11 protein-coding genes are annotated in these 12,567 nt (G+C 70.3%); 1 reads left to right on the top strand and 10 read right to left on the bottom strand.

From position 1 onward, the window contains the following. Window positions 1-220 precede the first annotated feature (220 nt). Window positions 221-1,612: an LCP family protein gene (locus AB0M67_RS15360; protein WP_365745849.1), complete on the top strand. Its 1,392-nt coding sequence runs from the start codon at window positions 221-223 to the stop codon at window positions 1,610-1,612. A gap of 24 nt (window positions 1,613-1,636) precedes the next feature. On the opposite strand, the gene AB0M67_RS15355 is transcribed toward AB0M67_RS15360, so the two are convergent. The 10 genes from AB0M67_RS15355 to AB0M67_RS15310 form a co-directional block, all read right to left on the bottom strand. Next, window positions 1,637-2,833, bottom strand: coding sequence for a serine hydrolase domain-containing protein (locus tag AB0M67_RS15355; protein ID WP_365745848.1), 1,197 nt, complete (start codon window positions 2,831-2,833; stop codon window positions 1,637-1,639). Next, the gene (locus AB0M67_RS15350; protein WP_365745847.1) at window positions 2,830-3,753 is read right to left on the bottom strand and encodes a hypothetical protein; all 924 of its coding nucleotides are present in this window, start codon (window positions 3,751-3,753) and stop codon (window positions 2,830-2,832) included. The genes AB0M67_RS15355 and AB0M67_RS15350 overlap by 4 nt, the downstream gene beginning before the upstream one ends. A 131-nt stretch (window positions 3,754-3,884) precedes the next feature. Further along, window positions 3,885-4,622, bottom strand: coding sequence for a hypothetical protein (locus AB0M67_RS15345; RefSeq protein WP_365745846.1), 738 nt, complete (start codon window positions 4,620-4,622; stop codon window positions 3,885-3,887). Continuing rightward, window positions 4,619-4,801, bottom strand: coding sequence for a hypothetical protein (locus AB0M67_RS15340; RefSeq protein WP_249950535.1), 183 nt, complete (start codon window positions 4,799-4,801; stop codon window positions 4,619-4,621). Before AB0M67_RS15340 ends, AB0M67_RS15345 begins: the two co-directional genes overlap by 4 nt. A gap of 170 nt (window positions 4,802-4,971) precedes the next feature. Continuing rightward, a complete protein-coding gene (locus tag AB0M67_RS15335) occupies window positions 4,972-7,092 on the bottom strand; it encodes an APC family permease (RefSeq protein ID WP_365746076.1) in 2,121 nt (706 codons plus the stop codon). A 443-nt stretch (window positions 7,093-7,535) separates the two neighbouring features. Continuing rightward, a complete protein-coding gene (locus AB0M67_RS15330) occupies window positions 7,536-8,606 on the bottom strand; it encodes an LLM class flavin-dependent oxidoreductase (protein WP_365745845.1) in 1,071 nt (356 codons plus the stop codon). 39 nt (window positions 8,607-8,645) lie between these two features. After that, window positions 8,646-9,611 (bottom strand): ABC transporter substrate-binding protein, encoded by a 966-nt coding sequence (locus AB0M67_RS15325; protein ID WP_365746075.1) that lies wholly within the window; start codon window positions 9,609-9,611, stop codon window positions 8,646-8,648. Between the two features lie 145 nt (window positions 9,612-9,756). Then, window positions 9,757-10,509, bottom strand: coding sequence for an amino acid ABC transporter ATP-binding protein (locus tag AB0M67_RS15320; RefSeq protein ID WP_365746074.1), 753 nt, complete (start codon window positions 10,507-10,509; stop codon window positions 9,757-9,759). Between the two features lie 77 nt (window positions 10,510-10,586). Further along, window positions 10,587-11,585: an amino acid ABC transporter permease gene (locus AB0M67_RS15315; protein WP_365745844.1), complete on the bottom strand. Its 999-nt coding sequence runs from the start codon at window positions 11,583-11,585 to the stop codon at window positions 10,587-10,589. A gap of 16 nt (window positions 11,586-11,601) precedes the next feature. After that, the gene (locus AB0M67_RS15310; RefSeq protein WP_365745843.1) at window positions 11,602-12,567 is read right to left on the bottom strand and encodes an ABC transporter substrate-binding protein; all 966 of its coding nucleotides are present in this window, start codon (window positions 12,565-12,567) and stop codon (window positions 11,602-11,604) included.

Here is a 12,567-nt window from a genome sequence, read left to right as displayed (position 1 = left end):
CCGGACAGAGCCGTCCGAATGTACGGGGCGAGGTACGGGGCGAGGTACGCGGCGACGACCGCGCCGCGGGGCCGGCGGCTGCCTCCGACACGAAGATGCCCCGGACGGCCGTGCCCAGCGGGCCGGGTCCGCTGTTCACCACAGGGGAGTCCGACAGCGCACCGCTCTGATCCGGGCCCGGGGGCCGTTCCCCATCCTCGTCCGAAAGGGGATTGACGCCGTGAACGCAGCGACCATGAGGCCGAGGGGCCGTCCCGCCCCTTCACCGCGCGGCAGGCCGGGGAGGTGGGACCAGTACCGCCGGGCCGGCCGCTGGCTCGCCCTCGCCGCCGCCCTGGTGCTGGGGACGGCCGCGGCCGGTGGCTGGTTCTACTCCGCGCTGAGCGGGAACATCCATGGCGCCGGCGTGGACGACGCCCTCGGCGACAACCGCCCCCGAGCCACCCAGGGGGGCGAGAACGTGCTGATCATCGGCTCCGACAGCCGCGCGGGGCTGGGCGGGGCCTTTGGCGAGAACCTGACCACCATGCAGTCGGACACCCTGATGCTGCTGCATATCGGCGGCAGCGGGGAGTGGGCCACCGTGGTGTCGTTCCCCCGTGACTCCTGGGTACGGATCCCCTCGTGCCGCCAGGGCGACGGCGCCGTCTCCACCCCCCATCATTTCAAGATCAACGAAGCGTTCGCGATCGGCGGCTCCACCGGTGACACCGCCAATGCCGCCGCCTGCGCGATCAAGACCGTCGAGCAGAACACCCGTGTCCGGGTCGACCACTTCATGATCGTGGACTTCCGTGGCTTCACCGGCATGGTGGACGCCCTCGGCGGCGTCGAGGTCTGCCCCCGGCTGCCCATCCATGACAAGAAGGCCCACCTCGACCTCCGCGCGGGGTGCCAGACGGTAAAGAACGAGCAGGCCCTCGGTTACGTACGCGCCCGCTACAGCCTCGGCGACGGAACGGACATCGGCCGGATCGGCCGCCAGCAGGAGTTCATGCGCGCCCTCGCCGCCAAGGCCAGGGCCCAGCTGTACCAACCGCGGGCGCTCTACGGATTCCTCGACGCGGCCACCGAGTCACTGACCACCGACCCCGAACTGGCAGGCCTCGAACCCCTCTACAACCTGGCCTCGGGCATCAAACGCATGCCCGCCGAACGGATCACGTTCCTCACCGTCCCGAACTATCCCCGGGCCAGGGACGTCCCCGGCGACACGGCCAATGTCGTCTGGCACCCGCCCGCCGCCCAGCAGCTGTTCAACGCCCTCATGAACGACCGGGAGATGAGCAGGTCCCGGCTGCTGAAGGCGGCGGAGCAACTGCCTCCGGCGGCCGGCACCGTTCAGGTCACCGTCCTCAATGGCACCGACGTCCCCGGCAAGGCCCGCGAAACCGCCGAACGGCTGCGCGCGCTCGGCTTCCGGATCAACGCGACCGGCAATGCCCCCGCCGCGGCCGGGCGGAGCACGCTCACCTATCCGGAGGGCCTGGCGGAACAGGCCCGGTCCCTGGCCACGAGACTTCCCGGCCTCGACCCCGCCCCCTCCGAGGGGACCAAGCCCGGCACGCTGACCCTCACCATCGGCCCCGATCTGCCCGATGTCACGGGGTGACCCGCGACTCCGCCGCACGGACCGTCAGACGGGGCGCGCCAGTGACAGCAGCGCGTGGTACGCGCTCTGGACGAATGCCTGGTCGGCCCCCGGGCTCGTATTCGTCAGCGCGACCAGGGCGGTGCGATGGCGCGGACTGAACCCGGCGAAGGCACTGAAGCCACGGGTGCCGCCGGAATGGTGGTACACATCGCCGTCCTGCCGGACCCGGATGTTCCAGATCAGCGCCAGCCGCTTGCCGCCGTCGCGCAGGGCGAGCCGGGGGCGGACCACATCCACCAGCGCCGTACGCAAGGAGCCGGGCAACGGCACCGGTGGCGGGCAACCGGACGGGACGTCCGGCGCGTTGTCCAGCATGGCGTCCAGAAGGCAGAGCAGATCGCGCGCGCTGGACCGGACCGCGCCGGCCCCCGCGAGCCCGGGGATCAGCCACGGCGGCCGGGCGCGGCCGTGCCAGTAGCCGGTGGCCTGCGGAAGGTCGGGCCCGCAGCTGGTACGGATCAGCCCGAGCGGGCCGAGCACCCGGGCCGCGAGGAGATCCCCGTACCCCTGCCGGCCGTCGCCCGCGGCGCGGGTGAGGAGGTGACCGAGCAGCCCCACACCGAAGTTGGAGTACCGCAGGCGCTCTCCTGGGCGGGCGTGCGGACGAGTCCTCGCCAGGGCGCGCAGCAGATCGGCGGTGGAGAAATGGGCGTACGGGTTGGAGAACCAGTCGGCCGCCGCGCTGCCGAGCAGCCCGGGGGGCAGCCGGGGCAGCCCCGAGGTGTGGGTGGCCAGATGGAGCGGAGTGATGGGTCCGCCGCGCGGCCGGGGGAGGGAGTCCTGCGGCAGGAACCGGGCCAGGGGATCGCCGTACGCCACCTCGCCCCGGGCCACCTGCTCGGCCAGCAGCAGCGCCGTGAAGCACTTGGTGAGCGAACCGATCTCGAACCGGGTGTCGGCCGTGACCGGAATCCCGCCATGGTGCGAGGTGCTGCCGTACGTCACGACGGCCCGCCGGTCGCCATGACGCAGCGCGACCGCGACCGCGCCGGTACGCGGCGCCGCCGCCCTGATGGCGTCGGCGGGACGGCGTGCCCAGTCGGGCGGGAGCGGCCCGCCGTCGGAGTTCGCCACGTACAGCGCGGCCCCGTCCGCCCGCGTCGTCCCCGCGGCCCCTTCCGGCGCCGACCGCCCCGCCGTGCCGGTCGCTTCCCCGGCCCCCGCGGCGCCCAGCGTCACGAGCGGGCACCGAGGGAACGGGAGACGGCGAGGGTACCGGCGACCGCCGCGACCACGGTGGTGTGGTGGTGAGCGGCGAAGCGTTCCGTGGGGTCGTCGCTGACCGGGTGGCCGTCCCGGGGCATCAGTCCGTCCTCGTGCTGGATCCCGGCCAGCCGCTCCCACTCCGCCGGATCGCGGCGGGGCTCGGGGAGACAGTTGCTGACGATCAGCAGCTCGGCCATCAGATCCCATTCCCCGATCTCGCTCCAGATGTCGATCCAGACGGGCAGCCAGCGGCCGAGGTACAGGGCCACATCGCCCGGCAGCCCCGAGGGCAGCCGCCCCCAGTCGGTGAGATGGAAGACGGTGTGTGTCATGTAGTAGGCGGTCATCCAGTCGATGAGCCAGGGCTCCGGGCACGCGCCCAGCCAGGTGGCACGGGACAGCGCGGCCCAGTCGGTGGCGAGGCCGCCCTGGTCGAATCCGGCGATCCGCGCCGCGTTGGCGACGGCGAGGCGCCGGTTCGGCAGCACCTCCGACGCCCGCGCCGAACGCAGCGAGGTGGTGTGCGCCAGCAGCCGGTCCAGTGCTTCATGGCGGTAGCCGCAGCGGGCGAAGTGCGCGTATGTCTCCAGCGGGTCGGTCATCATCGGATAGCGCAGCAGCCGCTCATGGAGCATGGCGCCGCCCCCGAGTTGCTTCCAGCTGAAGTCCAGCAGCTCGCGGGCGAGCCGTAGTTCGGCGGAGCCGGCCACGCCTTCGCGCAGGACGAGCGAGGCGGCGAGCGCGGTCTCGCCCAGCGGTTTGTACACGCTGTCGGGCTCGGCGAGTTCGGCGGTGGTGTCGGGCGGCAGGGCGCCGTGCTCCCGGTGGGTATGGAGCCAGGTCAGCGCCTGGGAGGCGATCCGGTGGGCGGCTTCTGTGACGGGCATGGCCATCGGGTCTCGGTCCGATCGGGTACTAGTGCGGGATCCGGGTGGCTTGTGCGAGGAATCAGAGGGAGGCGAGGGGAGGGGCGGAGCGGATCGGGGGCGCACGGCCTCAAGGGGGCCGGAAGCCGGGGTCCCGGTCAAAGGGCGATCAGACGGCGGGAGATCGCCGTGTCAAGCGCCGGTCGGTCCCCGCCGACGAGGAGTCCGATGTGCTCCACCAGCGGCGCCGCGTCGAGCGGCAGTCTCGCTCCGTCCGAACGCAGCCAGGCCAGCCAGCGCGCGATCCGCGCGGCGGTGGGGTAGTCCCGGCGCAGTACGGCACGGGTCGCCCCGCGCGCCAGCGCCAGCGGTGATCTGCGGGCGGCGTCATGCACCGGACCGTCGAGACCCGGCAGCGCCAGTGTGGACAGCTGCCCCATCCTGACGGACCATTCGGCCCACCCCGCCGCGTCGTCGGCCGGCGCGCTGTCCGCCGGGCAGGCCGGCCGCGGCGCCCTCAGCCGTGTGCCGTCACTGCCCGTGAGTACGGTGAGCAGGGTGACGGTGCCCCAGTCGCGCCAGGCCATCAGCCATGGGCTCTCGGGTCCGTCGGGCGGCGGGGGCGGCACCTCCCGCGCGGGCGGCAGCGCCGAGAACGCCAGGGCGATGGCCGCCGCGTCCTCCGCGTGGAGCGGGGCGCCCGCCAGTACGACGGGTGCGAAGGTATCGGCGCCGAGGATACGGATGGCGGCCAGCGCGGCTCCGGGCTCCCGAGCGCTCTCGACATGGGCGGCGACCATGGACGTGCCCTCGGCGCCCCGCAGGGCACCGAGGGCACGCCGTGCCAGGCCGGCCGCTGATTCCTGATAGGCGGTCCGCGACCGGTCCTGGCTCACAGGCCCTTCGGCTCCTTCGGCTCCTTCGGGGAAAGGAGAAGCAGCAGGAGCAGCGCGCCCGCCGCTTCCGGCGCATAGACAGGAGCGTCGCTGAAGGGTGCCTCGGGTTCTGCCATCGCCATGGTCAACGCGTGGTGGTCCAGAGTGATTTCTCTCGGCCGGACGGTCTGAGAAAGCATCGATGGGCTCCTCATGTAGATGCCTAATGCCCTGTATGGGCAATGCACCGCCCACGCTAAGTTAGGTATGACAAACAGGCCAATTGGGATGACACATGGTCATACCGTCACCCGTCCCTGCCCTCATGCCGCCTGTCTCCTGGCCACGTTCACGTCTGTCATGTCTGCGTCTACACATGGAAGGGGACGGTGGTCACCACGATCTTGGGGAGGGACCGGAGCGCGCGCCGCAGCCGTCCGGCCAGCGGGCTGTGGAGCAGACGGTGCCACCAGTGCCGTTCGACGATCTCGGGCAGGATCACCGTGATGGTCAGATCGGGGCGCTGACGGTGCAGGGATTCGAGATAGCTGATGAGCGGCGCCACCGTAGCCCGATAGGGGGAGAGGACGATCCGCAGCGGAAGATGGTCCCCCCACAGCCGCCAGGCCTCACGGAACCGCTCCGCGTCCTCGTCGCTCGGGCTGACATGCAGTACCAGTACGGGCTGCTGGAGGGAGGCGGCGTACGCCAGCGCGCGCATGCTCGCCTGCTGCAGCGAGTCGATCGGAACGACCGAGAGATGGCGGATCTCCTCCGGCGAGTCCTCGGCCTCCGAGTCCTCGGTGCCGGCCGACGGGGCCCCGCGGCCGGCCGGGGGTTCGGGGCACGGCTGCGGCGTGATCGTACCGCTGGGGATCTCGATCGTCTGGGGGTGCAGCCGCAGCGCCTCCGCGACCTTGTCGTAATGGCGTCGGATCCGCGTCGTCACCAGGAGGAACAGGGCGACGGTGAGAATCGCGAGCCACGCTCCTTCGGTGAACTTGGTGATGCCGGCGGTGATGAAGACCACCGCGGAGAGCAGCGCGCCGGTGGCGTTGAAACAGAGGCTCTTGCGCCAGTGCCGGTCGCGCCTGCGCCACCAGTGCATCACCATTCCGCTCTGCGACAGGGTGAAGGCGAGGAACACCCCGACGGCGTACAGCGGAATCAGCGAGGCGGTCTTCCCGTCGAACGCGACATAGACGCACACCGCCGTCACGGACAGCACGATGATCCCGTTGCTGAAGGCCAGCCGGTCGCCGAGGCGCAGAAAGATCCGTGGTGCGTGGTTGTCGCGCGCCAGCAGGAACAGCACCCGGGGGAAGTCGTTGTACGCCGTGTTCGCCGCGAGCAGCAGCACCAGCGCGGTCGCCGCCTGGGTGAAGATGTACATGGCGCCCGAACCGAAGCTGCGATGCGCCAGTTGGGACAGCACCGTCTCCCGCGACTGCGGAATCACACCCTCCAGATAGACCATCGCCATCGTGCCGGCGAACAGCGCGATGAGCAGCCCGATCATCCAGGACAGGGTGGTGCGCGCGTTGCGCCAGGCGACCGGTTTGAAGGCGGGCACGGCGTTCGAGATGGCCTCGATACCGGTCATCGCCGTCGAACCCGAGGCGAAGGAGCGCATCACCAGCAGCAGACCGACACCCTCGACCGCGTGCAGCGGCGGGCTCGGCACGGGTTCGAAGTCCCGGCCCGCCGCGTCGTAGACACCGACGGCCACCAGCGCGGCGATGGCGATGACGAAGGCGTAGGTGGGCGCGGCGAACAACGCTCCGGCCTGCCGGACCCCCCGTAGATTCCCCGCCAGCAGTACGGCGATGACCAGCACGCCGATCAGCACGGCGTCATCGGCCAGCCGGGGGACCGCGGAGGTGACCGCCGCCATCCCCGAGGAGACCGAGACGGCGACGGTCAGGATGTAGTCCGTCATCAGACCGGCCGCCGCCACCAGCCCCGGCACCCGTCCCAGATTGTCGGTGGCGACGATGTACGAGCCGCCCCCGTGCGGATACGCCCGGATCGTCTGACGGTACGAAAGCCCGACGGCCAGCATCAGAAAGACGATCGCGAGGGCCACCGGCACGGAGTACGCGAGCCCCGCGGTACCCGCGAGCACCAGGACCGCCAGCAGCGCCTCGGGACCGTACGCCACCGACGACAGCGCGTCGGCGGAGAGCACCGGCAGCGCGATCAGCTTGCGCATCCGCTCGCTCGCGATGGCCGTGCTCTTCAGCGGCGCCCCCAGAAGCACCCGCCGGACGAAGCCGCCGAACCTGCCGAGAGGTGCGCCCATCTCGCTGTCCACCGCCTTGGGCGGCGGCGCGTTGAGCTCGGGCACGTCCACGAAGCGGCCGAAGCGGGCCGGGACGATCTGCGCCGGGTCCGGGTAGCTGCCGGTATCGGGGTCCACGGGCAGCGCGCGCCGCCACTCGTCGGGGGTGGCGGACACCCGCCCCCACTCCCGGCCGACCAGCCGCAGCATCGACGCCTGCTCGGCGTCGAGTCTCGGCACGGAGAGCGGTGCCGGGGAGGTGTCGCCGTGGGCCTGGTTCTGGTCCTGGTCCTGGTCCTGGGGTTGGTCGGCGGTCTGGTTCCGGGACCGGTCCTCGGCCCGGTCCGGACCGCCTCGGCCCTCGTCTCCCTGGGGTCCCTGGGTATCCGTCACATCCGCGAGTCTCTGTGGCGGACCGGGCCACCGGCCCCACCCGCGCCGGACGACACACGGCCGGGGGCGGCGACAACCCGTTCGGACGTACGCCCCGCCGCGGGCACGCGGGCACGCGGGCACGCGGGCACCGGGCCCGCCGGACAGGCCGGGGCATCCCACCAGCCGCCCCGGTGGGGATGCCCCGGCCCCGGCGGGTCCCGCACCGTGGCTGTCTCCCGTCAGCGGGTGCGGGACCGGTACGAGGGCGGGCCGGCCGGCTACGGCTCCGGCGTGGCCCACAGCGCCGAGGGCGCCGCACGCCGGACCACCGGCGCGACCTCCTCGGCGAACCGCTGGAGTTGCTCACGCTGCTCGGGCAGGCTCAGCCCGAATCCGTCGACGGTGATGGACTGCAGATCGTGCCGGTAGACCTCGTGGTAGCCGAGTATCTTGTCGATGATCCGCTGTGGACTGCCGATGAGCTGCGGGCCGCTCTCGATCGCCTCCTCGATGGTGGTGAAGGGGGTGTTGTAGCCGGCCTTGCCCACCAGATGCGGTTTGAAGGTCTGCTGGACGCGGGTCTCGTACTGCTCCTTGAAGTCCCTGACCGCCCGTTCCGTGGTGTCCGCGATATAGAGACCGCCGGAGCCCGCCGCCACATGAGCCCGCGCCGGATCGTGTCCGTACTCCTCGAACTTCTCGCGGTAGTGGCCGATCAGCCGCGCGTACGCCGCACGCGGCTGGATGGCGTTGGCGGTGAAGAGCGGGTCGCCGTGTTTGGCGGCCAGCTCGGGGGAGTTGAGGCTGGTGGCCGAGCCGTGCCACACCCGCGGCGGACCGGCGTACGGGCGTGGCACGGTCGTGACGTTCTTGAGCGGCGGCCGGAACTGGCCTTCCCAGTCGAGGTCTTCCTCGCGCCAGAGCCTGCGCAGCAGCTCGTACTTCTCGGCCTGGTACTCCCACTGCCGTTCCTCGTCCAGACCGAAGAGGTCGAAATGCCCGGCCTCCGCGCCCTTGCCGATGACGAGCTCGATCCGGCCCCGGGAGAGCTGGTCCAGCGTCGCGTAGTCCTCGGCCACCCGTACCGGATCCAGGATGGCCACGACCGTGACCCCGGTCAGCAGCCGGATACGGGAGGTACGGGACGCGAGCGCGCCCAGGATCACCGTGGGACTGGAGGAGAGGAACGGGCCCGCGTGCCGCTCCCCGACGGCATAGGCGTCGAAGCCGAGCCGCTCGGCCTCCACCCCCAGCTCGACGACTTCGGTCAGCCGGTCGGCCGCGGACGGGAGTTCCCCGGTGAGGGGGTGCGGTGCGTGTCCGACGATGGTGAGAACGGAGAATCTCATGACTGCCTTCCGCTGCGATGGGGAGAGAGCCCGAGCCGGCTACTGACCGGTCTTCGGCAGTCCCGGGGGGTTGAGCTCGGAGGAGTCCACGGCCTCGTTCGCCAGCCCCCACCGCTCCAGGACCCGCTGGTACGTACCGTTCTTGATGACGGTGTCGATCGCCTGCTGGAACGGCTTGATCAGACCGTTGTCCTTCTTGGTGGTGGCCGCGATCTTGCCCTGGACCTCGTCCCCCGCCCCCGAGAACGTGCCGATGATCTCGGTCTGACCGGTGGAGGCGGAGTGGTACGCGGCGACCGGGTTGGGGCCGAGGTACGCGTCGAGACGGCCGGAGCCGAGCGCCAGATAGTAGTCGCTGGAGTTCTGGTAGATCTTGACGTCGGTGGGCTTCAGCCCCTTCTTCACATTGGCCTTGCCCCAGTCGACCAGCAGCTTCTCCTGGTTGGTGCCCGAGGCGACCCCGATCGTCCGGCCCGCCACGTCCGCCGGGCCCTTCACCCGCCAGTCGGTGCCCTTCTTGGCCTCGAACGCGATGTTGTCCAGTCGGTAGGTCGCGAAGTCGTACTTCTCCTTGCGCTCCTCGGTGACCGTGATGTTGCTGAGTCCGAGGTCGTACTTGCCGCTGTCGAGACCGACGAAGATATTCGCCCAGTCGACGGTGTTGTAGTGCGGCTTCAGGCCGAGGACGTCCGCCACCAGCGAGGCGAGATCCGGCTCCACTCCGATCACGGTCTTGTCGTCGGTGGCGTAGAAACCGAGCGGAGGCACCGAACCGGCCGCGTTGACGACCTCAAGGGTGCCCCGTTCACGGATCTCCGCCGGGACGAGCGCCGCGATGGAATCCACCCTGGGCGTGGTGATCCGCTTCTGGTCGGGGCCCAGATTGATCTGGAACCCCTTCTGATCGCCTGCTCCGGTCGCCGCCTTGTCGGCGCCGCCGTCGGCGGAGTTGCCGCAGGCGGTGACCGAGAAGGCGGTGACGAGGCCGAGCAGGGCGGCGGTGATACGGAGGGAACGACGACGGGGCGGCACGGAGGGCTCCTCGGCAGGGCGGTGGAACACACGGAAGGACGAGTGACCGGAAGGACGGACAACGGGCAGGACGGCGAAGTGGACGGACGAAGAGACGGACAGAGGGGTGGATCCAAGGTCAGAGGACCTTGGACAGGAACGCCCGGGTACGCGCGTGCAGCGGGCGGTCGAGCACATCCGCCGGCGGACCCTGCTCGACGATCACTCCGTCGTCCATGAAGACGACGGTGTCGGCGACCTCGCGGGCGAAGCCGATCTCATGGGTGACGACGATCATGGTGGTGCCGGTACGGGCCAGATCCTTGATGACATCGAGGACCTCGCCCACCAGCTCGGGGTCGAGCGCGGAGGTCGGCTCGTCGAAGAGCAGCACCTTGGGCTCCAGCGCGAGGGCGCGGGCGATGGCCACACGCTGCTGCTGGCCGCCGGAGAGCTGACGCGGATAGGCGTTGGCCTTGTCCGCGAGATCCACCCGCTCCAGCAGCCGTTCGGCCTGTTCGACGGCGGTCTTGCGGGACCGGCGCAGCGCCGAGATCGGGGCCTCGATGATGTTCTCGACCACCGTGAGATGCGGGAACAGATTGAAGTTCTGGAAGACGAAACCGATGTGCAGACGCTGTCTCAGTACCTCCCGTTCCTTGAGTTCGTGCAGCTTGGAGCCCACGCGGCGGTAGCCGATCAGCTCGCCGTCGATGCTCACGTAACCGCGGTTGAGCTTTTCGAGATGGTTGATGCTGCGCAGCAGTGTCGACTTCCCGGAGCCCGAGGGGCCGAGCACGACGGTGACCTCGCCGGTGCGGACCTGGAGATCGACCCCGCGCAGTACTTCGAGCGCGCCGAAGTTCTTGTGGACACCGCGTACATCGACCATCAGACCGCTGTCGGCGGACCTGTCCGCGGCTCCCGCGGCTCCCACGGCCCCGGCGGTAACGGATTCGGAGTCGGTGCTCATTTCTGCATACCTCCCGTGGCGGCGGCGGTCCGCATCCTGCGGCCGAAGGTCCGGGCCCGCTGGAGCGGTGTGGGCGGGGGCGTACGCTCGGCGCCGCGCGCGAAGTGCCGCTCCACGTAGTACTGGGCGATGGTCAGCAGGGTGGTGAGCAGGATGTACCAGGCGGTCGCGACCATCAGCAGCGGTACGACCCGCCCGTTACGCCCGTAGATCACCTGCACCTGGTAGAACAGCTCCCCGATCGCCATCACCGAGACGATCGACGTCCCTTTGAAGAGGGAGATGACCTCGTTGGCGGCGTTGGGCAGGATGCCGCGCATCGCCTGGGGCAGCAGGACACGGCGCAGCTGCCGCCGCCGGGGGATGCCCAGGGCCGCCGCCGCCTCCAACTGCCCGGCGTCGACCGAGATGATCCCGCCGCGTACGATCTCCGCGGCGTACGCGGCCTGGTGCAGCGCGAGCCCGATCACCGCGGCCGACAGCGCGCTGACCAGGTTCATCGTGTCGAAGCTCCACAGGACAGGACCGAAGGGGATCCCGATCCCCAACTCCTTGTAGAGATAGGCGAGATTGAACCAGAACAGCAGCTGCACGATCAGTGGGATCGAACGGAAGGCCCAGATGTACGTCCATGCCACCGTCTGGAGGATGACGCTTCTGCTCAGCCGCATAAAGGCGAGGACGACACCGAGCGCGAAGCCGAGCGCCGTGCCGTACACGGTGAGCTGGAGGGTGACCCAGACGGCCTTGAGCACGGTGTCGGCGGACAGATAGAGGAAGAAGGTGTCCCAGTCCCAGCCCGGGTTGGTGACCAGCCCGTGGCTGAACTGGGCGACCACGACAAGCGCGGCGAGGCCCGCCACCCAGCGCCAGTAGTGGCGCGCGGGCACGACCTTCAGCGTGGCGAGATCCTCCCGGTCCTGCACGGATCTTCGCGGTGGTACGAGGTGGCCGGGCGGTGGCGCGGTGTGTGGGGCGCCGGTTGCGGTGTCCATCAGCGGCTCCTGCCGGCTACTTCTTCTCGGGCGGACTGATCCGGGACTCCTCGATCGCGGAATCCCCCGTTCCCCACTTGTCGAGGATCCGGCGATAGGTGCCGTCGTCGATCAGCTGGTTGACGGCTCCCTGGAACGCCTTGAGCAGCGGGGAGCCCTTCGTGAAGGCGAAGCCGACATCGAGCCGGTGGAACTCGCCGAGGAATCTGACCCCGGCCGCCGGCTGGGACGCCTGGTAGCGCAGACCGTTGATCGTCGACATGACCACCTCGACCCGTCTCTGCTGGAGACTGGTGAGCAGCGCCCCGTTCTCGGAGTACACACTGACCTGGTACGGCTTCTTGCCCGCGTCGGCGCAGACGCCCTTCTGGGAGTTGAGCGTCGCCTCGAAGGTGGTGCCCGCCCCCACCCCGACGGTCTTGCCGCACAGCTGGTCGAGCCGGGTCACCTTGTCGAGGCTCTTGTCGTCCGCGCGGACGGCGAACCCCTGGCCGTCGTTGATATAGGTGACGAAGTCGATCGTCCTGCGGCGTACGTCGGTGACCCCGAAGTTGCCGGTGCCGACGTCGTACTTGCCACTTCCGAGCGCGGGCAGGATCGCCTCGAAACTCGCCTCCTCGCGGCGCAGCTCCACCCCCAGGATCTTGCCGACCGCGTCGGCGATGTCGATGTCCAGTCCGGCGGGACGGCTGGTCGACGCGTCGGGGTAGTAGGCGCTGGGCGGCGCTCCCACGGAGGAGGCGATCCGTACGGTCCCCCGTTTCCTGATGTCTTCGGGGAGAAGGGCCGCCAGCGACGCGTTCTTCTTGAGCGAGGCGGTGACATCCTCGGACGGCGCGGGTGAGGCGGCACCGGCCGCCTCCTTCCCGGCGGCGGCGTCCGTTCCGCAGCCCGCGAGCACCGGCAGCAGCAGCGCGGCGGCCAGCGTGGCGGCCACCTGGTGACGTACGGGCCGCGAACGGCCCGGGTTCGGGATGCGCAC

Origin of the sequence: Streptomyces sp. NPDC051662, from assembly GCF_040681655.1 — a bacterium.
Taxonomy (GTDB): Bacteria; Actinomycetota; Actinomycetes; order Streptomycetales; family Streptomycetaceae; genus Streptomyces.
This window is presented reverse-complemented; position numbering and strand designations above follow the sequence as displayed.